We start from the raw sequence: 20,199 nt of genomic DNA, 5'->3' as shown, positions 1-20,199 counted from the left end.
AAGTAGTGGCAACTACAAATAATCGACTTCGGACGGTGCTTCCAGTGAAGTAAGGTTACGCAGGGGCGTTCCTCTTCACCTCAACTCTTGCTTTTCTCTCTTATGATCTCTGCCACCATGGCCTCAATGGTCGCCTCCTTCGGCATGATATGAACGTTCAGCCCCGCCTTTTCTATGGTCCTCGCCGTAACAGGCCCGATGGCAGCGACTGTGACGCCCTTTAAGAAGTCGAGCGCCTCATCACCGATGATCTCGACAAAATTCGTAAAGGTGGCCGCACTCGTAAAGGTCGCGATCGTTATTCTTCCCTCCTTCAGGAACCTCTTCAGCCTTCTTCCGTGAAGCTCGGGCTTCACCGCCCGATAAACAGGCGGGACGTCGATTTCCCCTCCCAGTTCTCTTACCTTTTCAGGAAAGAGCTCCCGCGCGGTCTCTGCCCGAGGCAGGAGAAACTTCATCCCCTCCAGTCTCTTCTCTGTCTTCTCCTTTCCGTCTTCTAGCGCGAAGGTCTCGATCAACCCTTCTGCCCTGAATTCTTCCGGCACACGGTCGACCTTCATGCCGTATCTCTTTATCTCTGCTGCCGTCTTCGTGCCGATTGCGCATATCTTTATGCCCTTCAAGTCCCGTATGTCCCTGTCGAGTTCAAAGAACCTCCGGAGGAAATATTTGACCCCATTTGCACTCGTGAATATCAGCCAGTCATAGGAAGATATCTTTCCAATCGATGCATCGAGTTCATCATAGCTCAGGGGAGGGACGATCTCGATGGTGGGGAATTCGAGTATCTCGGCTCCCAACTCTTCAAGAGGTTCGAACCCTGAGGAATGTTCCCTTGTCACAAGGACCCGATGGCCGAAGAGAGGCTTCTTCTCGTACCATTGAAGAGTTTCCCGCAGCCGCACAACCTCGCCGATGACAACGACGGCCGGGGGCTTTATCTCCCGCTCCTTCACCTCGGAAACGATCTCTTTCAACGTGCTCACAATCGTCTTCTGGTCAGGTCGTGTCCCCCATCTCACAACTGCAACGGGTGTCGCAGGGTTCCTGCCGTTCTCGATGAGCTTCCGGACAAGCATATCGAGGTTCTTTACCGCCATGAGGATCACAAGGGTCCCGACGCCTGTTGCGAGTCTCGTCCAGTCTATCGATGATGCTTCCTTGGTCGTGTCTTCGTACCCGGGGATCACGGCAAAGGAGGAAGAATAGAGCCGGTGCGTCAGGGGGATGCCGGCATAGGCAGGTGCAGCCACCGATGAACTGACGCCGGGGACTACTTCGAACTCAATGCCCTTTTGAACGAGTTCCACCGCCTCCTCGCCGCCGCGGCCGAAGACAAAAGGGTCACCGCCCTTCAGCCTGCAGACGGTCTTGCCTTCGAGGGCCTTCGCAACAAGGACCTTGTTGATCTCTTCCTGTGTCATGGCGTGATGGCCGCCGCTTTTGCCTGCATAGATAAATTCCGCATCGTGATTGATATAATTGAGCACCTGTGCGTTCAAATGCAGATCGTAGACAACGACCTCAGCCTTCTGGAGACACTTCAGACCCTTCACCGTGAGAAGACCGATATCGCCGGGACCAGCCCCGACAAGATAGACTTTGCCCTTCCCCTTTTTCATTTTATCCATTCTACCATAATTATTTTTTGAAGGTCTGGGTCAACGACCGGAAGAAAGCAGGGAGGGACCATGGGGCCACGGAAGAAGATCATTCTGATGTCCAGGGATAAAGAATCCAGGTCACTCCTTACGGAGTCAATGATATGGCGAGGATATGGCGGATAAGATAGTGTCGCTCCTCAAGGCTGAGATCAAAATAGAACGTACTCTCCATGAGGATTTCGACGATCTCTTTCATTCTCTCCGGGTCCATGCTGTGACTCCTTATGTATCTCATCGGCATGACGAAAGAAAACTTTAACTACCATGTCGCTTGATGATCCGTTGTGAAAGCCGCGGCCTCTCTTTTGGCCTATCTTCCGCCATCCCTTCGAGAAGCGTGACCCCGGGAGCGGCAGATCTGTTCCATGCACCGTGAGATCGCGGATGAAGTGTTGAACGTCGAAGTGTTATCATAGGAGATGTTTCGTCGAGATGCCCGAAGCATAGACAGAAGAATGTCCTATATGCTATATATTCTCTCCAGACTGATCCGTCTCATGGGACGGAGACGATGATGCTGAACAAGGGATGGCGCTATGAACCCCAATCGTGATCGTTTAGAGCATTTCACCAAGGACCCGAAGATCGCCTACTTCTCGATGGAGATAGGCATCAGAAGAGAGATCCCCTCATACAGCGGCGGACTTGGAGTGCTCGCAGGAGATACCATCAAGTCAGCGGCAGACCTCAGGCTTCCTATGGTCGGGGTGACGCTCATCAGCAAGAAGGGTTATTTCAGACAGGTCCTCGATGAAAAAGGAAGGCAGAGGGAAGAGTCCGAAGAATGGGACATATCGAAATTCATGGAGCTCCTTCCTGAACGGATAACGGTCGAGATAGAAGGACGGGATGTCACAGTACGGACGTGGCTCTACGAGGTGAAGAGCCTCACCGGCGGAAGCGTGCCCCTCTTCTATCTCGACACCGACGACCCGGCCAACGCAGCTGACGACAGGGAGATCACCTCCCATCTCTATGGTGGTGATAAGGCCTACAGGCTGAAGCAGGAGATCGTCCTCGGCATCGGCGGGGTGAGGATGTTGAACAGGCTAGGGTTTGTAATAAAGAAATATCACATGAACGAAGGCCATGCAAGCCTCCTCTCCCTTGAACTCCTCAAGGAGCACAAGAGGGATATCGAAGAGGTATGGGACGAGCGCCTCGTATGGGATGTCGAAAGGGTAAAGGACCTCTGCGTCTTCACTACCCATACCCCTGTCGAGGCAGGGCATGACAAGTTTCCCTATGATCTTGTTGAGAGGGTCCTCGGTGAACCTATTCCCATCAGTGTCCTGAAGGATCTCGCAGGCAGGGACCATATGAATATGACCCTCCTCGCACTGAATTTGAGCGAATACGTCAACGGAGTCGCCAAGAAACATGGTGAGGTATCCAAGAACATGTTCCCCGGATATGAGATACACTCCATAACAAATGGCGTCCATTCCTATACATGGACCTGTGACAGTTTCAAAAGGATCTACGACAAGTATCTCCCGGGCTGGGCAAATGAACCTGAACTCTTTGTGAGAATCGGCCGCATTCCTGATGAGGAGATCTGGGCGGCCCATAGGGAGGCGAAGAAGGATTTGGCAGATTTTGTCAAGGCAGAAACCGGAACAATCCTCGATCCCGCCATCTTCACCCTCGGGTTCGCCCGAAGGGCGACTGCATACAAAAGGGCAGACCTCCTCTTCACAGATATCGAAAGGCTCCAGAGAATCGGTTCGGGCAGGCTCCAGATCGTCTACGCCGGAAAGGCACATCCCCGGGACGAGACAGGGAAGTGGCTGATAGAAAAGATCTACGTTATCAAGGAGAAGCTCAGGGGAAGCATCACCATAGCCTATCTCCCTAACTACAACATGGATATGGCGCTGAAACTCGTATCAGGGGTTGACGTATGGCTGAACACGCCGATGAGACCCCTCGAAGCCTCAGGCACGAGCGGCATGAAGGCCACCCATAACGGCGTACCCAATTTCAGCGTCCTCGATGGCTGGTGGATAGAGGGTCACATCGAAGGCTTTACCGGGTGGGCAATCGGCCCCTATCCTTCAGAAAGCCATGTCTCAGAAGGCGGCGGCGACAATGCCCAGGACTCGGAAGACCTCTATAACAAACTCGAACATGCCATTCTGCCGACGTACTACAATGACAGGGCCACATGGATAAGGATCATGCAGAACGCCATCGGGAAGAACGCATACTACTTCAACTCCCACAGGATGATGAGAAGATACGTGACTGACGCTTACATACGCTGACAGCTGCCGGAATCCTTCAGGCTGTAATCCTTGTGCCGGCCTTGCCCTCCATGGCCTCCACCATTTCTTCAGGTCTCGCGATTATCACCTCTTTTCCTCCTGACTCGAGAAACTGGATCGCAGCCTCTATCTTTGGCCCCATGCTCCCACGGGGGAACTGGCCTTCGAGAAGATGTCTCTTTGCATCTTTCATGCTGAGATTTTCAAGTCTTTGTTTATGCTCACCTTCCCAGTTTAGATATACGCCGTCCACATCGGTAAGCACTATGAACTTGTCCAGACAGAGCTCGCGGGCAAGGAGGCTCGCGGAGAGGTCTTTGTCTATGACTGCATCTGTGCCCTTTATTCTTCCATCTTCTTCTACAACGGGAACTCCCCCGCCGCCTGAGGCGATGGGAACAATGCCGTTTTCAAAAGAGATCTTGATCGCCTCAAGCTCTATAATCCTCCCGGGTCTTGGAGATGGGACGAGCCTCCTCCAGCCTCTCCCCGGTATCTTACGCATCACCCATCCCTGCTCAACGTGCTTACGGGCCTCATCGTCGGAGTAGTGAGGACCTATAGGTTTTGTCGGTTCTCTGAAGGCCGGATCATTCCCGTCCACGAGAACATGGGTAATAATTGCCGCAACAGCCCTGTTCATACCGAGTCTTTTCAGTTCAGATTGCAAGCTCTCCGCCATCATCGCGCCTATTCCTCCCTGGCTGTCGGCGACGCAGATATAAAGGGGCATGGGAGGTATGTAGCCCTTCGCACATTCATTCCTCAGCAAAATATTCCCGACAATGGGGCCGTTGCCGTGGGTGATGACCATTCGCACCCCACGGGAAATCAAGGCCGCTATCGGCCTCATGCAGGCATTGGTATGGCTGAATTGTTGCTCGATGTATCCTTTCTCGCCAGGAAGGATGAGGGCATTTCCACCAAGGGCTATAAGCACGGTGCTGTTAAAGGGCATGATCTTTGACGAAAGACTCCACCACGCCGTTCAAATTGATATCAAAATCATAAAAGACCCTCACCGTCGGTTTCTCTATCGTCATGAACCTCCGCAAATCAACGGGGGTCGCTATGATGACAACAGCGGAAGGGACCCTGGCGATCGTCTCTTCAAGCTCCCTTATCTGCCTTTCTGAATACCCCATTGCAGGGAGTACGGGGCCTATGTGGGGATACCTGGCATAGGTCTCTCTGATCGAACCGACAGCATAGGGCCGGGGATCAATAAACCCAGATACCCATTCTCTTGATGACGATACTCCCGCTCCATAAGGCATGCCTCCGTGGGTGATGGTCGGCCCGTCCTCAATAACAAGGGCCTCTCTATTCTGTACCAGACGGTAGTCACTGAGGGTAAAGACCGACGGCGCTTCAAGGACTCCGGCATCTGGATTTTCCTTCATGACAGCGCTTCGTATCTGTTCAAGATCAACCTTCTTTGCTTCATTCACTTTTGTTATGATGAGGAGGTTACCCCTTCTGAGGTTTACCTCGCCGGGATAAAAGAGCCTTTCATGGCCCGGCCTCAATGCATCGAGGAGCACGATCTCAAAGTCAGGAGATATGAAAGGAACGTCATTGTTCCCGCCGTCCCATATGATGACCCGGGAGTCTTTTTCTGCCTCATCAAGGACCCTTCTGTAGTCAATGCCGGCGTACACGGTGATACCCTTCTCGACGAGAGGCTCAAACTCTTCCCTCTCTTCGATGGTGCAGGTCCGCCGGTCGATATCCTCTCTTGCAGAGAACTTTTTTGTCGGGACAAAATCGCAGTAGGCCATGGGATGTCGCAGCACGGAGACGTTGATCCCCTTTTCCTTGAAGAGGCCTGCGAGCTTCTTTGTGATGACAGACTTGCCGCAGCCGGTCCTCACTGCGCAGACAGAGATGACCGGCACCTTTGATTCGAGCATCGTCTTTTCAGGACTGAGGAGGAGAAAGTCAGCACCACGAGAGAGTGCCCTCGATGCCCGATGCATGACTTCATCGTAGGAGACATCGCTGTATGAAAAGACGGCTGTTGTTGCCCCATGTTCCCTGATAAGGGTATCGAGGATTTCTTCCGGATAAATGGGGATGCCCCTCGGATAACGTGCTCCCGCGAGTTCATGAGGATAGGTCCTGTTTTCGATGAAGGGGATCTGTGCAGCGGTAAAGGCCACCACCTCATATGACTCCTTGTCCCGGAAAAAGGAATTGAAATTATGGAAATCCCTTCCCCCCGCACCCATGATGATAACCCGTTCTTTTTTCATCTCCCCTGCCTTTAACCGAGATTATTCATCGGTCTCCTCTCAGGGGTCGGACGTCGACCCCGAAGTTTACTTCCCGTTGCACGGAGCTATCTTTTTCGGGCAGACAGGCATGGTGAGAAGCCTTGTATTGCGATACCGTTGATGGTCGCCGACTACCGCTGTATGCTCAATGCGGGAGGTCACTCTCGGTGAAGTCCCCCAAGTATCTCGCTATCGGAACTTCATCGCATGTACAAGGCTTCGATCCGTGCCTGCCTGACAGTTGTACTTCATACTAAGGTTAAGAGACTGAGGTTGAGAACAGGAGACCTTAGCCTCTCTTCTTCCTCTGCCTCTTCATCTCCATCTTCATCGCCTCTTTCAAGATATCAAGCCCTTTCTCCATCTCCTCCTCCTTAATGATCAAGGGAGGTGCCAATCTTATGATGTTCTTGTCCACTCCGCATTCTATCAGGATCAATCCCTTCCCCAGACAGTAATCGATAACCTTCTTCAGTCCTTCGGTGAATGGGCTGCCGTCCTCTTTCACAAACTCTATGCCGATCATGAGCCCGAGCCCCCTCACGTCTCCTATGCAGGGATACGTTTCTTTCATGGTCTTCAATCGTTCCAGCGCATATCTCCCCACATTTTCGGCGTTTTCAAGAAGGCCCTCTCTTTCGATGACCTCGAGCGTAGCAATGGAAGCGGCACAGGAGACAGGATTTCCGCCGAAGGTTGTTCCGTGGGCGCCGGCTGGCCATGTTGACATAATCTTTCTTCTCGAGGCCACCGCACTTAAGGGCATGCCGGAAGCGATCCCTTTGGCAATCGTCATGATATCAGGAGCAACTCCGAAGTGCTCGGCGGCAAACCACCTTCCGGTCCTCCCAATCCCTGACTGGACCTCATCGAGGATGAGGAGGATCCCCCATCTGTCACAGAGGGCCCTGAGGTTCCTGAGAAACTCTTCTGGAGGGACCACATACCCGCCTTCTCCGAGGACAGGCTCGATGATGATGCACGCGATCTCCTCGGGGTGGATAAGGAGCTTCAAAAGTCTTTCGAGATATTCGAAGCAGTCGAGGGAACAGGTTTCCCGCCTCTGGCCGAAAAAACAGCGATAGCAATAAGGGTACGGTGAATGGTAAATAGAGGGAACAAAGGGCTGGTACTGCCGGCGGTAACGAATGCTCGATGTGGTGAGACTCATCGCCCCGAAAGTCCTCCCATGAAAAGAACCGGTAAAGGCGATGATCCCCTGACGTCCCGTAAAGAATCTTGCGAGTTTGAGCGATCCTTCCACAGCCTCGGCCCCTGAGTTGCCGAAGAAGAACATATCAATACCTTGAGGTGTCACCCTCCTGAGCATCTCCGGGAGAACGGTTAGGGGTTCATAGTAGAAGATGCAGCCTGAATGGATGAGGGCATCAGCCTGTCTCTTTATCGCCTCAACAACCTGCGGGTGGTTATGGCCGATATTGGTGGTCGCAAGCCCCGAGGAAAAATCCATATACTTCTTCCCGGTCTCGTCTTCCACGTAAACACCCCTGGCCCTTCTGACCACGAAGTCCGTATGGATCCTTAGTGCAGGTGTCAGGACTTTTTTTGCCCTTCCCATGAGATCATCTTTCAACGTCTTCTCTCCTATCGGTCTATCTGGGCCTTCTGGAGCCTGCCGCTAAAGTCCCGGTAGATGACCTTCCACTTGGTAAACATATCGAGGGCGCCGCCCCTGCCGCCTGCCTCTCTCTGCCCGATACCACTCTTCTTTGTCCCGCCAAAGGGAAGCTGGATCTCTGCGCCGATGGTCGAGGCATTGATATAGACAATGCCCGTATCAAGTTCCCTTTCAGCGATAGCTGATCTGTTAATATCGCTGGTATAGATCGCAGAGACGAGACCGTACTTCGTGGCGTTCACGATCGCTATTGCGTCCTCCAGGTCCCTCGCCTTCATCACAGCCACAACGGGCCCGAATATCTCTTCCTGGGCGATTCTCATCTCAGGATGTACATCGGAGAATATGGTGGGCTCGATAAAGTAGCCCCTCGCACAATCCCCTTCCTCGTATGCCTTTCCTCCGGTAAGGAGCTTTGCGCCTTCTCTCTTTCCTATCTCTATGTAGTTGAGGGTCTTCTCCATCTGGGCACGGTTGATCAGAGGACCCACATCGGTCTCCTCGAACAGGCCGTTCCCGAGCCTTAACCTTGATGTAGCCCTCGTGAACATCTGAAGGAACCGGTCATACACATGCTCATGAACAACCACCCTGCTTGCTGCAGTGCACCGCTGTCCTGTGGTCCCAAAGCCGCCCCACACAGCGCCTTCCATGGCCAGTTCCATGTCGGCGTCATCCATAACGATAATGGCGTTCTTCCCTCCCATCTCACAGGAGACCTTTTTCCCGAATTCAACGCCTCTTGCCGCAAGCCTCTCTCCCACAGCCGTGGAACCCGTGAAAGAAAGGGCATCCATATCAGGATGAGAAGCAAGGTACGCACCGATCTCCTCACCTCTCCCATGAACGAGGTTAACGATGCCCCTCGGCAGGCCCGCCTCCTCAAGGATCTCAACAAGCCTGGCAGCCGATATCGAAGTATAACTGCTCGGCTTGAAGACTACCGTATTTCCCGAGACAAGGGCAGGCATGATCTTCCATGCAGGAATGGCTATCGGAAAATTCCAGGGAGTGATAAGCCCACACACGCCGAGAGGGACGCGAACTGACCGGCACTCCTTGTTCGGGAGTTCCGAGGGAATTGTCTCCCCCGAAAGTCTTCTCCCCTCGCCAGCCATATAGTAGGCCATGTCGATAGCTTCCTGGACATCTCCCAAACCTTCTTTAAGGGTCTTGCCCATCTCCCGCGTCTCGATCTCTCCCAGTTCCCTTTTCCTCTTTGACAGGATTTCGGCTGCCTTGAAGAGAATCTCGCCTCTCCGTGGCGCAGGGATGAGTCTCCATGTCCCGTATGACTCACGCGCTGCCTTCACCGCCTTATCAACATCTTCCTTCCCTGACCTAGTCACAACTCCGACCAACTCATCGGTATCAGCAGGATTCCTGTTCTCAAAATGGAGGCCTGTAAATGCCTCCTGCCACTCGCCGTTTATGAAGTTCCTTGTGATCTCAGTCATATGGCAACCTCCACAGTGTCACCTGCCTTCAAATCTCGCCTCTCTCTTTTCGAGGAAGGCCGCAATACCCTCCACATAGTCATGATAGCTATAGCATTCGACAATGGAAGCTATCTCCATCTCGAGCCCTCTCTCGATATCGAGATGCCTGTTAATCAACCTCTTTGCCATTCTCAGGGCTATGGGACTCTTTCTGGCCAGGATCCGGGCCGTCTCTTCTGCCTGTCCCATCAGTTCTTCCTCCCGCACTGCCCTGTTCACGAGGCCGACAGACTCTGCAGTCTTTCCATCAATCATCCTGCCAGTCAGGATTAACTCCATTGCCCTTCCTATGCCTATGAGTCGCGGAAGCCTCTGTGTTCCCCCGAAGCAGGGTATGAGTCCGAGGTTGATCTCGGGCTGGCCGAACTTTGCATTCTCAGCCGCCATCCGAATGTCGCACGCAAGAGCCAGTTCGCATCCGCCTCCCAGTGCGAAGCCATTGACGGCAGCGATGACCGGTTTACCCATGGTTTCGATCTGCTTAAAGACTCCGTGGGCGAGTCGTGCAAAGGCTGCCGCTTCCTCAGGACTCTTGTCTTTCAGCTCTCTGATATCAGCCCCTGCGGAGAATTTTTTCTCGCCGGTTATGATAACGACTCTTGTTTCACCATCATTCTCGATTCCGACAAATGAATCTCCAAGATCCTGAAGCATCTCCGTGCTGAGGACATTCAGGGTCTCAGACCTTTTCATGATAATGAACGCGATTCCGTCTCTTTTCTCAATGCCCACGTTCTTATTGATACTCATAGAACCCTTCACGGCTCTTTCTTCCCAGTTTCCCCGCAGCAACCATCTGCCGCAGCAGCACACAGGGCCGGTATTTCTCCCCGAGTTCGGCATGGAGGAGTTCAAGCGTCGCGAGGCATATGTCAAGGCCCATGAGATCAGCGAGTTCGAGGGGCCCCATCGGATGGTGTGCGCCGAGTTTCATGATCGTATCGATACTGTCGCGCGAGGCCACTTCCTCTTGCAGAGCGAAGATCGCTTCATTCACCACATGCATGATAAGCCGGCTCGAGATAAAGGCAGGGAAGTCCTTTACCACGACCGCTGTCTTCCCCATCTTTTCTGAGACTCCAATGATCGTCTTCACCGTCTCTTCCGATGTGCGGAGTCCCCTCACGACCTCTACGAGTTTCATGATATAGGCGGGGTTCATGAAATGCATGCCAATGAACCTGCCGGGCCTTTTCGTCGCCCCTCCCAGCCTCGTTATCGAAATCGCAGAGGTGTTCGTCGAAAAGATGGTGTCTTCCGGGCATAGGACATCAAGCTCCTGAAAGATCTCCCTCTTTGTCTCCTCTTGTTCAATCACCGCTTCGATGACGAGATCTGCCTCCGCACACTCTTTGAGATCTGTGGTGGTTCTTATGTTCGCCAGGATCCTCTCTCTCTCTTCTGCCCCGATCTTCCGTTCTGCTACCCTCTTGTCGAGTCTGCCTCTTATCCTCGCGAGCCCTGCACCCACGTATTCTTCACTCATATCCTTAAGGACCACCTCGTACCCGCTCCGTGCAGCAACTTCGGAAATGCCGCCTCCCATCGTCCCCGCCCCAATCACCGCAATTCTTCGCACACCCATAACGACCTCGCGCATTCTACAGGTTCAACCTCGCCATCTACAGCTCCTTCAATGCCAGATGCGCTATCAGCAGCCTCAACATATCGGAGGTCCCTTCCCCGATCGTGAGGAGCCTCGCATCACGCCAGTGCCTGTGCACATCGAACTCGTCAATGTATCCGTAGCCGCCATGAATCTGTATGGCTGCATCGCATGTCCGTATTGCCATCTCCGAGCTGAAGAGTTTTGCCTGGGAAGCCGCAGATGCAATATCTCTTCCTCTATCCTTCAGAACAGCCGCATAGCAGGTGAGGAGCCTCGCCGCGTTGATATCGGTAACTACGTCCGACAGCTTCTCCTGCACGAGTTGAAAATGAGAAATGCTCGAACCAAAGGTCTTCCTCTTCCTGCTGTAGGAAAGGGCCTTTTCATAGGCAGCCTGCGCAATGCCGACGCCGATCGCCGCGATCGTCATTCTTCCGGAATTGAGGATCTGCTTTGAGTACTCAAGCCCCCTCCCCTCTTGCCCGAGAAGGTTCTCCCTTTCCACCTCGCATTCATCGAAGTGAAGGGCGGACAGGGTATTGCCCCTGAACCCGAGTTTCGGGATGTCCTTCATCACCCTCAGTCCGCTCGTCTCTTTCGGCACGATGAACGATGAGATGCCCTGTCCGGTCCTTGCAAAGACGAGGATGAAATCAGCTTCTCCGGGATTCGTTATCAGAGTCTTTGTTCCGTTCAGGACATACCCCTTTTCCGAAGGAAGGGCCTCGGTCTCTATCGCCTTTGCATCAGAGCCGCAGCAGGGCTCTGTGAGTGCGAAGGCAATGAGACGTCTTCCCTCCACAAGCCCCTCTTCCCTGAGAAACCTCTGCCTCTGGGACTCATCGCCGAAGAGCCTGATACCCTCGCAGATCATCCCCTGGACAGAGACCTGAAGGGCGGTATTCGCACATGCCTTTGAGAGCATCTCCAGGGCGGCGACATAAACAGGGAAGGGAAATCCGGAACCATCATATTCCTCGGGAAAAGGGAGCGCCATGATCCCATGCTCGACGACCTTTTCGAGATTCTCCCTGGGAAACATCCCCTCCCTGTCTATTTTCTTCGCACCTGGCAGCAACTCTTTCTCTGCAAACTCCCCGATCGCTTCGAGAAGCTGATGATACTTGTCAGCCTCAGGGACAAGCATCCCGATGATGTTCCTCTGCTCCCTTCTATAGAACACTGTTTACCCTTGTGATCCTTCTTGCTGCCTACGCGTGCTCTCCCTGTTTTCGAACAACTCGGGTCTAATCTCACTACCGCTCGACGACCATCGCGAGCGCGTTCCCTCCGCCCATGCAAAGGGTAGCCAATCCTCTCCTGAGGCCCCTCTCCTTCAGGCCATGGAGGAGCGTCACCAATATCCTCGCGCCGCTGCACCCAATCGGATGTCCGAGCCCAACGGCCCCGCCGTTTACATTGAACTTCCTGAGATCGATTCCCAATTCCCTGGCGACAACGATCGAGGAGGTGGCATAGGCCTCATTGTATTCGATCAGGTCCATGTCGTCTATGGTGAAACCCTTATCTCTGAGGAGTTTCCTGACCGTTGGGATCGGGGCCTCCATCACGTCAGCCGGCAGCGTACCTCCGACTGTGGAGTGGACAATGCGTGCAAGGGGCCTTATGCCGAGCCCTTCCGCTCTTTTCTGAGAAGTCACCACAATCGCTGCTGCACCGTCGCTGAGCTGGGAGCTGTTTCCGGCGGTGAGGACCCCGTCCTTCTTGAAGACAGGGGAGAGTGTTCCGAGCTTCTCGATTGTAGTGTCTTCCCTGATACACTCGTCCTTCGAGATCATCGCGCCTGCTGCTTCGACAGGGGTTATCTCTTCGGTGAACGCTCCGCTCTTCGTGGCGGCCAAGGCCCTTTGATGGCTCATCAGGCTGTATTCATCCGCCTCCTGTCTCGTTACGCCGTATTTCTCGGCCACCCTTTCCCCGGTGACTCCCATGTGGTACCCGTTGAAGAGTTCCCATAAACCGTCGTAGATCATGGCGTCGGTAACGGACAGGTCTCCGAACTTGATGCCCCACCTCAGGCCTTTGAGCAGGTGGGGCGCAGCACTCATATTCTCCATCCCCCCGGCAACGACAATGTCGGCAGTACCTGCTCTTATCGCCTGGGCAGCGAGCATTACTGCCTTGAGGCCAGAGCCGCATACTTTGTTCACCGTGAATGCGCCTGTTTCCGCGGGGATTCCCGCATGGATCGCTACCTGGCGCGCAGGATTCTGGCCCAACCCTGCTGAGATCACGTTTCCCATGATCACTTCCCCTACATCTATGGGGTCTATGCCTGCCTTCTCAATCGCAGACTTTACCACAATCGTGCCGAGCCGCTGGGCCGGGACGTCCCTGAATGCACGACCATACTTGCCGATTGGGGTCCTTACCGCGCTAATGATGACCGCTTCTTCATGCATGATCCGTCACCTTGGAAACGATGCAGAGTATCCTTGAGGAGATTGCAGAACAATGAGAATGCATGTCACGACTCATGAATTTCTTCCCCCCTCGCTCCGGAGGATATTCCTGGCTCTCGACAATCTTCTTTGGTATAGTGTTAGTAACATTATATAGCAATTTCAGATTATGTGAAGCAATGGGAGGATCCTTAATTCATGGATTTCTCTTTTACCGCGGAACAGGAACGTTTCAGAAGGTCCATCAGGGATTTCTGCGAAGAACAGATTGCCCCCAGGACGCGCGAGATTGACGAGCGAGGCAAGATCCCCCGTGGGATCCTTGAGGGGATGGCTGCCCATGGGCTGCTCGGGATAACGGTTTCCAGGGAGTATGGCGGGGCAGAGGCCGGTTTGGTCTCTGCATCTATCGCAGCAGAGGAGATCGCCCGTGCCGACATGACCATGGCCGTTGCCGTCTATTATCTCGTCGAGGCAGGATGGGGTTTTCTCTTCGAGAGATACGGCAGCAAGAAGGCGAAAGAAGAGATCCTGCCCCATGTGACACAGGGACAGACATTCCTCGGGATAGCCTCGACAGAACCGACGGGAGGCTCTGATATCGCTTCCCTCTCCACACGGATGGAAAAGAGGGACAGAACACTCCTCATAAACGGCACAAAGGCATACATAAGCGGAGTGAAAGAGGCGGCCCGGTATGGAGGCGGCTATGTTACCGTCGTAAAGACAGACCGGCAGCTCGGCCACAAAGGGCTCTCGCTCTGCTACCTCCCGATAAAGGACATGCCGGGGATTACCGTGACCACGAGCAGACAGATGGGAAGGGAAGGCATATCGAACGGCTTCATAGAGATAAAGAATGTTGAGATACCGGATTATTACCTCATTGGTGAGTGGAACAGTGGATTTTATTATGCCATGGAAGGGTTCAACTGCAGCCGGACACTTGTAGCTGCGGCCTGTATCGGCGCGGCTGAAAAGGCGCTGGAACTCGGCATGGAACACGTAAAGAGACGAAAAGCCTTTTCAGCACCTCTCGCATCTTTTGAGGGAATTCAGTTTCAACTTGCAGAGGATTACGCGAGACTCGAGTCGGCGAGGCTTCTCGTGTATAAGGCTGCATGGATGATCGAGAGGATGTATTCGGAAAACAGGTTCGGCCACGGGGAGATCAACAAGGCCGTTGCAGCTGCCAAACTTACCGCTCCCACCGTCGCCTTCGATATTATGAAGAACGTGATGACCTGGTTGGGCGCATATGGATATACGAAGGAGGCCGGAATTGAACGCGGGGTGAGAGGCGTAGCCTCTTACGTTGCAGGCGCCGAAGGCGCACAGAACATCATGAGGCTCATCATCGCCAGGGAACTCCTCGGGAAAGGGTCCGCCTCCTTCTAAGCTTTCGTTATCGATATTTCACGGATTAGGTGTCTGCCGCTAATTTTCTCAGTATTCACCTCTCTATTTGCAATGAATATTCAGGCACGCTATAATGCAAGTGAAATCTGAAAATGGTCTTCTTCATATCTTCGTTGGGGAGTGAACATGTCAACGGGCTGTGCCATGACTATCAAGGTTCTCTGGCAAATGGTTATCGTCTTACTGACTCTTTGGTCGGATACCGGGTTTGCCTATGCGCACGCACTGGTGATTGAATCTTCCCCAAAGGATGGAGAAGTCCTTACGAGCGCTCCAAGAGAAGTGGCGCTCCGCTTTAATGAAAAAATTGAGAAGTCCCTTGCCAGATTTAGCCTCACGACGGGCAATGGCCGCATTATCCGGCTACCAGAACAAACAAAGAAATACGGCAGTGAAGCTCCCGAGCGTCTTGTGATTCAACTACCCGATCTCGAACCGGACAACTATATCCTCCGTTATAAGATTCTTTCAACAGACGGTCACGCCACCTCGGGAGTTCTCCGCTTCCGTGTTGTTGGCACACCATGAGTTTATGATATTTCTTGCAGGCTTCCTCGAAGTTCTTCTGAAATCACTGGTACTCATCGGTCTGGCATCGGCCGTCGGAGGAGTCCTTTTCTGCCTTGCAGTCCTCAGACCGTTGGACAGGGGTGACCCTCAGATCGCGCGGGGACTGAAGGCTTCCCTTGCCCTTATTGCCTGTGGCGGCGGCCTCGTCGCTCTTGCGCAGGTGATCGTACTGACCATAGAGCCCTGGGTCCTGGCCGATGAGATGGGGCGCTGGCCGCTCAACGAGTTTCTCGCGACGCATTTTGCACGTGCCGGCTTGCTCCATGCCGCCATGGGCCTCTCCCTGATGACTGTGGCCATTTGGCTTCTCAAACGACCTGCTTCGATCTTTGGCTGGGTGGCGATGACGGTCATTTCGGTCATCCTTGTAATAGGTGGTGCTTGGCTGGTGCATGCGGTAGGTCAGCTTGATCATGTCGCTCCGCTCATGGCAGTCACGGTTCTCCACCAGTTGAGCGCCTCGGTGTGGGCAGGAGGTCTGCTTCATCTTGCAGTGCTGGGAGGACCTGTGCGAAGCTCCCCTGGGGGGATCAGACTTTGGCCTGCTATGGTCGCACGTTTTTCCCGTATAGCGATACTTTCTATCGGCACGCTCACGGCGGCAGCACTTTATCTTAGCCTCCGTTACGTAGGGGACTGGACGGGATTGGTCGGCACGGCGTATGGGGCGATGGTCGTCACAAAAGCATCTCTCCTTCTCTTAGCCTTATGCTTGGGCTCGCTCAATTTCTTCAGTGTACGTTTGTGGATGCGAGGAGACGATAGGAACATTTCAGAACTGGTTCCCGCCTTTATTGAAGGCGAAATGTGGATTGCCATGATCATCCTCCTCGCTGCCGCGGCTCTCACTTCGCAGCCGCCTGCAGTCGACGTGCTTGCAGAGCGCGCATCAGCTCTCGAGGTGCTGCAGGTATTCTTGCCCAAGTTTCCGCAATTTGTCCCTCCCCCGCATCAGGAGATGCTCATGAGGGCCTCCTCGTCTTTCGACCCCCTTGCCCTGCCGAGTGTCTTGGACAGGATACAAAGTGACTTTAACCATAATGTATCGGGTCTGATCGTAGTGGTCGCAGGTATTTGTGCCATGCTCGATCGTGTTGGAAGGGTGCGCTTTGCACGCCACTGGCCTCTCTTCTTCCTCCTCCTGGCAGTTTTTCTCATCCTCTTAGGCGAACCGAAGGGTTGGCCCCTTGGCAATGAAGGATTCTGGCAGACGCTCGTCATCCCGGAAGTGCTCCAGCACAGGGTCGCGACGCTTCTCGTTGCGGGTCTGGCGCTCTTCGAGTGGCGCGTTCTGTCCGGCGAACTCACCCCTACCCGCCGGCATTTTGCCTTTCCCATCATGTGTCTGACGGGTGGCGCACTGCTTTTGACCCATTCCCACACCGTATTTGCGATCAAGTCGGCTTTCCTCATCGAGGTCTCTCATAACGCCATGGGTCTTCTGGCAGTCGGCATAGGGGTCGGGCGGTGGCTTGACCTGCGGCTCCCTGAACCCAAGAACCCTATACCGGGTTTTCTCTGGACAGCCTGCCTGATACTGCTGGGTTTCGTACTGCTCTTCTACAGGGAAGTATGATGGGAACCTTCAGCCCGCCGAGAATTGGACCCCCACTCAATAACCTTCCGGAACCTGCATATTTGAAATCTGTAACAATCATGCATAGTATGGCCTAAATTGGCATTTCTCATCAGAGAAGACAGTCGTCCAATTGCATGTAACTCGCTTGACGTCCACGCCAGATGCTGATAGCATTCAAGTAGAGAGGTAGGCGGGTTTGTCTTTGGCCGGGCGTTCTTAACCGAGACCGAAAGGGCTCTGTACTATCGAGAAAGGAGGTTCTTGATGGATCCGGCAGACGTGAGACGGATTCTTGCAGGTTTCAGCATCGCCGCTTTGCTCAGTGCCTCTGTTACTCTTCCGGGCTGTTCATCGAGCTGATCAGGCTCTAAGAAAGAGGGCGCCGGGAGCACCCAAAAGGAGCAGACTGAGCAGAAGCCGGGTCAGAGTGGCTGAAGCGGGTCAAAGAAGTAATGCCGTAGGCATTAAGAGAAAGGTAATCGTCCACAGTTGTGACAAAGTTCTTCAGAGGAGGAAGAAAGACCATGGACAAAGACCGTTTGAAGAAAATCCTTGCTGGATTCGGCATCGCAGGTCTCTTGTCGGGCATCGCAATTGTCTCCACCCCTGATTTCGCCGGGGCAGCCTGAAGCGGCTCATCCGGTGCAGGTGACACCGAGAAGAAACCAGCCAAGACCATTACGGAGGGCACGAAGCAAGACAAGGATGCAAAGGACAAGAAGGAGGATGACCAGACTGAAAAAGAAAAAGCAAAGGGATCTGCCGGCCAAGAGCAGCAACCCGGCAAGAGTGGCTGAAGCGGATCAAAGGAATAGTGCCGTGCGCACTGATTTCCATTTACCTCTTGGTCTAAGTGCATAAGCGTCAGATGAAGCAATCCCGAGAAGAGAATCTCTCAGCGGCATACCCGTCGTGTTTCTCGGTCCTCGATCCAGAAGTCTGGAAAGCGATCGTCTCTTCATGCGATGAGCTTGGGGGGCCTGAAAGACTCTCTGAAATCATACGACTCCGGGCGAGTGATCTCGGGCTGCCCGGCTATCTTTCCGATCTCGCCCGTCTGGAGTCTGTCCTCGCAGAGGTAGCATCATCTGATATCGGGCCTCTTGCCGAAAATATCGGCATCAACCCCACGATTACCCTGATAGAGGTTCCGTGGAAGAACCTTCCGACGTTGCTGAACGCGAAGGATCATGGTCGGCGTCTTGTCCCCACTGCGGGGAACGAGGTGGTCATGGTATGGAAAGATCCAAGAACCTTGCGCTTACATGTCCGAGAGGCATTAAAGGAAGACCTTCTCGTTCTCAAGCTCTTTGTCGAGGGAATCTCGCCGAAAGACGCTGCGGCGAAGGGAAACATTCCCGTGGAGGTAATCGACACCATAATAGAAAGAGCAAAGGGGGAGGGGATTATCTTGACTCCTCTCTCAAGAATCAACCGTGACTTCATTCTCGATGACAAGAGCCCTTTTGAGGGGAACTTTCTTTCATCCCAGACCTTTACACTCCAATGGCACATTACCCAAGCCTGCGATCTGCATTGCAGGCACTGCTATGATCGGAGTGACCGGACTTCTTTAACCCCGGAGCTCGGTAGCAAAATTCTCGACGACCTTTCCGATTTCTGCCATAAGATGCATGTCCGAGGCCAAGTCTCGTTCTCAGGGGGAAATCCGTTATTGTATCATTATTTCGAAACGCTTTACCGCGCTGCATCAGAGCGGGGCTTTATGCTGGCGGTCCTCGGTAACCCCGCTCCCCGCGAAAAGATCGAGGCATTGCTCAACATACAGAAGCCCGTATTTTTTCAGGTGAGCCTCGAAGGACTGGAAGAACATAATGACCACATCCGGGGCTCAGGCCATTTCAGGCGCACCATGGAGTTTCTCAAGGTACTCCGTGAACTCGATATCTACTCTATGGTGATGCTCACCCTTACCGAAGACAACATGAAACAGGTTATCCCTCTTGCAGAGATCGTCCATGACATGACAGACCTTTTCACCTTCAACCGCCTTTCCTCGGTAGGCGAAGGAAGTGCTCTCCGTCTTCCCCCCCCAGACGCCTATAAAGACTTTCTTGGGGCATACCTGAAAGCAGCAGGGAACAATCCGGTCATCGGGCTGAAGGACAATCTCTTCAACCTGGTGCTCAGCGAGAAGGAGGCAGGTCTCTGCGGAGGGTGTACAGGATTCGGGTGCGGAGCAGCATTCAACTTTCTGTCCGTACTGCCCGATGGAGAAGTTCACGCATGCCGCAAGTTCCCTTCAAACATTGGTAATATCTCCTGCGAAGGGCTTGTTGACATTTATGAGTCATCAATAGCGCAGCGCTACCGATCGGGTTGTCGTGCCTGTGATGGCTGTGCCATCCGTCCCGTTTGCGGCGGTTGCCTCGCTGTAGCCTATAGCCATGGCATTGACCCGTTCACGTCGCGGGACCCTTACTGTTGGCGCCAGGCGTGATGGCGATCCTCAATTCATTTTAGGCCGGACATGAGAAAGGCCGCTTAAAAGCGACAGCTCTGCGGCTCGATTCTCATAAGATTGTTCAACATTTTGCACCTATACATTCTCCACCAAACCCCTCTCGTATGTTGCTTGGGTACTGTTTCACTAAAATCCTTCATTGCAATGTGATAAAATTGCATTTACCAAGGCGTACATCCTTAACCATTACTTCCTGTCTTTGGTTGGTGGCGAGTAACGAGGCTCTGTCATTGAATAGCGACAAGCAGAAAAATAGAAACGACAGCCTTGTCGTGCTGGCAACGGTATTCTTCAAGCTGGGGATAATAGCCTTTGGGGGACCTGCTGCTCATATTGCCATGATGGAGGAAGAGATAGTGAAGCGCAGGCGATGGATGACGGGAAAATGTTTTCTTGATCTTGTCGGCGCAATCAACCTCATCCCCGGCCCAAACTCAACGGAGTTGGGCATCATTATAGGCGCTTGGCGGTGCTTTCGCAGGCTGGCTCCTTAGATTCCTGCCAGGTTAAGCTCATCCCGGTGCCTCTGCTTGTACGCAGTCTGAAGGCATTCGGCAGTTTTTCGAACTCTATCCCTGCCTTATCCCCCGGAAGATGTGACAAGGTTTTCCGAGGGGCTCGGGAAGGTGTCGAGGAAGAGATCAGGACTATGACAGAGCTTCGGTCTCATCCATATCTCTTGAATAGACCTCCACCCTGTCGCCGCCTTTGCTGATCGCGTGTGCCAGGGCCCTTTCACAGCAGAGGATGAGTTCCTCAGGTGTCTGTC

The 20,199-nt window shown here is 53.4% G+C and carries 18 protein-coding genes; 8 read left to right on the top strand and 10 right to left on the bottom strand.

Annotated elements, in window-relative coordinates; genetic code table 11:
• Nucleotides 1–80: 80 nt before the first annotated feature.
• Complete coding sequence (cobA, locus tag VFG09_01355) at nt 81–1,622, bottom strand: uroporphyrinogen-III C-methyltransferase (protein HET6513780.1); 1,542 nt, start codon at nt 1,620–1,622, stop codon at nt 81–83.
• Nucleotides 1,623–1,749: 127 nt separating this feature from the next.
• On the bottom strand, nt 1,750–1,875 hold the full coding sequence (locus tag VFG09_01350; protein ID HET6513779.1) for a hypothetical protein: 126 nt from the start codon (nt 1,873–1,875) through the stop codon (nt 1,750–1,752).
• Nucleotides 1,876–2,200: 325 nt separating this feature from the next.
• Here VFG09_01350 and glgP point away from each other — a divergent pair, with 325 nt between their 5' ends.
• Nucleotides 2,201–3,931, top strand: coding sequence for an alpha-glucan family phosphorylase (gene glgP / locus VFG09_01345; GenBank protein HET6513778.1), 1,731 nt, complete (start codon nt 2,201–2,203; stop codon nt 3,929–3,931).
• Between the two features lie 16 nt (nt 3,932–3,947).
• Here the strand turns inward: glgP and arcC are convergent, their stop codons facing one another.
• The 8 genes from arcC to VFG09_01305 form a co-directional block, all read right to left on the bottom strand.
• Complete coding sequence (gene arcC, locus VFG09_01340; GenBank protein HET6513777.1) at nt 3,948–4,889, bottom strand: carbamate kinase; 942 nt, start codon at nt 4,887–4,889, stop codon at nt 3,948–3,950.
• Complete coding sequence (locus tag VFG09_01335) at nt 4,879–6,186, bottom strand: hypothetical protein (GenBank protein HET6513776.1); 1,308 nt, start codon at nt 6,184–6,186, stop codon at nt 4,879–4,881. Before VFG09_01335 ends, arcC begins: the two co-directional genes overlap by 11 nt.
• Nucleotides 6,187–6,496: 310 nt before the next feature.
• Nucleotides 6,497–7,801, bottom strand: a complete 1,305-nt coding sequence (locus VFG09_01330) for an aspartate aminotransferase family protein (protein ID HET6513775.1) — start codon at nt 7,799–7,801, stop codon at nt 6,497–6,499.
• 11 nt (nt 7,802–7,812) lie between these two features.
• Complete coding sequence (locus VFG09_01325; GenBank protein ID HET6513774.1) at nt 7,813–9,303, bottom strand: aldehyde dehydrogenase family protein; 1,491 nt, start codon at nt 9,301–9,303, stop codon at nt 7,813–7,815.
• A gap of 18 nt (nt 9,304–9,321) precedes the next feature.
• Nucleotides 9,322–10,095, bottom strand: a complete 774-nt coding sequence (locus tag VFG09_01320; GenBank protein ID HET6513773.1) for an enoyl-CoA hydratase-related protein — start codon at nt 10,093–10,095, stop codon at nt 9,322–9,324.
• Nucleotides 10,082–10,930, bottom strand: a complete 849-nt coding sequence (locus tag VFG09_01315; protein ID HET6513772.1) for a 3-hydroxyacyl-CoA dehydrogenase NAD-binding domain-containing protein — start codon at nt 10,928–10,930, stop codon at nt 10,082–10,084. Before VFG09_01315 ends, VFG09_01320 begins: the two co-directional genes overlap by 14 nt.
• Before the next feature lie 37 nt (nt 10,931–10,967).
• Complete coding sequence (locus VFG09_01310) at nt 10,968–12,137, bottom strand: acyl-CoA dehydrogenase family protein (GenBank protein HET6513771.1); 1,170 nt, start codon at nt 12,135–12,137, stop codon at nt 10,968–10,970.
• Nucleotides 12,138–12,210: 73 nt separating this feature from the next.
• Complete coding sequence (locus VFG09_01305) at nt 12,211–13,377, bottom strand: acetyl-CoA C-acetyltransferase (protein ID HET6513770.1); 1,167 nt, start codon at nt 13,375–13,377, stop codon at nt 12,211–12,213.
• Between the two features lie 198 nt (nt 13,378–13,575).
• On the opposite strand from VFG09_01305, the gene VFG09_01300 reads away from it, so the two are divergent.
• The 7 genes from VFG09_01300 (at nt 13,576) to VFG09_01270 (ending at nt 19,924) form a co-directional block, all read left to right on the top strand.
• Complete coding sequence (locus VFG09_01300; GenBank protein HET6513769.1) at nt 13,576–14,775, top strand: acyl-CoA dehydrogenase family protein; 1,200 nt, start codon at nt 13,576–13,578, stop codon at nt 14,773–14,775.
• Nucleotides 14,776–14,940: 165 nt separating this feature from the next.
• Entirely contained in the window at nt 14,941–15,324 is a 384-nt protein-coding gene (locus VFG09_01295; GenBank protein HET6513768.1) for a copper resistance CopC family protein, read from the top strand.
• A gap of 4 nt (nt 15,325–15,328) precedes the next feature.
• A complete protein-coding gene (locus VFG09_01290) occupies nt 15,329–16,942 on the top strand; it encodes a CopD family protein (GenBank protein ID HET6513767.1) in 1,614 nt (537 codons plus the stop codon).
• A 267-nt stretch (nt 16,943–17,209) separates the two neighbouring features.
• Entirely contained in the window at nt 17,210–17,305 is a 96-nt protein-coding gene (sbtA, locus tag VFG09_01285) for an SbtA family thio(seleno)oxazole RiPP natural product precursor (protein ID HET6513766.1), read from the top strand.
• A gap of 164 nt (nt 17,306–17,469) precedes the next feature.
• A complete protein-coding gene (sbtA, locus tag VFG09_01280) occupies nt 17,470–17,574 on the top strand; it encodes an SbtA family thio(seleno)oxazole RiPP natural product precursor (protein HET6513765.1) in 105 nt (34 codons plus the stop codon).
• 239 nt (nt 17,575–17,813) lie between these two features.
• Entirely contained in the window at nt 17,814–19,406 is a 1,593-nt protein-coding gene (gene sbtM / locus VFG09_01275) for a thio(seleno)oxazole modification radical SAM maturase SbtM (protein ID HET6513764.1), read from the top strand.
• 254 nt (nt 19,407–19,660) lie between these two features.
• Nucleotides 19,661–19,924 carry a chromate transporter gene (locus VFG09_01270; GenBank protein HET6513763.1) on the top strand — a complete coding sequence of 88 codons (264 nt, stop codon included), beginning with the start codon at nt 19,661–19,663 and terminating at the stop codon, nt 19,922–19,924.
• The last annotated feature ends 275 nt before the right edge of the window (nt 19,925–20,199 follow it).

The sequence above is a fragment of the Thermodesulfovibrionales bacterium genome (genome assembly GCA_035686305.1).
In the GTDB taxonomy this organism is placed as follows: Bacteria; Nitrospirota; Thermodesulfovibrionia; order Thermodesulfovibrionales; family UBA9159; genus DASRZP01.
The sequence above is the reverse complement of the archived record's forward strand: the minus strand, read 5'-3'. Positions and strand labels throughout refer to the sequence as shown.

Excerpts from the sequence above, each read along its gene's own strand:
- VFG09_01305 (HET6513770.1), bottom strand. The coding sequence starts at position 13,377 with ATGCATGAAGAAGCGGTCATCATTAGCGCGGTAAGGACCCCAATCGGC.
- VFG09_01315 (HET6513772.1), bottom strand. The coding sequence starts at position 10,930 with ATGGGTGTGCGAAGAATTGCGGTGATTGGGGCGGGGACGATGGGAGGC.
- sbtM (HET6513764.1), top strand. The coding sequence starts at position 17,814 with ATGAAGCAATCCCGAGAAGAGAATCTCTCAGCGGCATACCCGTCGTGT.
- cobA (HET6513780.1), bottom strand. The coding sequence starts at position 1,622 with ATGAAAAAGGGGAAGGGCAAAGTCTATCTTGTCGGGGCTGGTCCCGGC.
- VFG09_01320 (HET6513773.1), bottom strand. The coding sequence starts at position 10,095 with ATGAGTATCAATAAGAACGTGGGCATTGAGAAAAGAGACGGAATCGCG.
- VFG09_01350 (HET6513779.1), bottom strand. The coding sequence starts at position 1,875 with ATGGACCCGGAGAGAATGAAAGAGATCGTCGAAATCCTCATGGAGAGT.
- sbtA (HET6513765.1), top strand. The coding sequence starts at position 17,470 with ATGGACAAAGACCGTTTGAAGAAAATCCTTGCTGGATTCGGCATCGCA.
- glgP (HET6513778.1), top strand. The coding sequence starts at position 2,201 with ATGAACCCCAATCGTGATCGTTTAGAGCATTTCACCAAGGACCCGAAG.
- arcC (HET6513777.1), bottom strand. The coding sequence starts at position 4,889 with ATGCCCTTTAACAGCACCGTGCTTATAGCCCTTGGTGGAAATGCCCTC.
- sbtA (HET6513766.1), top strand. The coding sequence starts at position 17,210 with ATGGATCCGGCAGACGTGAGACGGATTCTTGCAGGTTTCAGCATCGCC.
- VFG09_01335 (HET6513776.1), bottom strand. The coding sequence starts at position 6,186 with ATGAAAAAAGAACGGGTTATCATCATGGGTGCGGGGGGAAGGGATTTC.
- VFG09_01295 (HET6513768.1), top strand. The coding sequence starts at position 14,941 with ATGACTATCAAGGTTCTCTGGCAAATGGTTATCGTCTTACTGACTCTT.
- VFG09_01325 (HET6513774.1), bottom strand. The coding sequence starts at position 9,303 with ATGACTGAGATCACAAGGAACTTCATAAACGGCGAGTGGCAGGAGGCA.
- VFG09_01290 (HET6513767.1), top strand. The coding sequence starts at position 15,329 with ATGATATTTCTTGCAGGCTTCCTCGAAGTTCTTCTGAAATCACTGGTA.
- VFG09_01300 (HET6513769.1), top strand. The coding sequence starts at position 13,576 with ATGGATTTCTCTTTTACCGCGGAACAGGAACGTTTCAGAAGGTCCATC.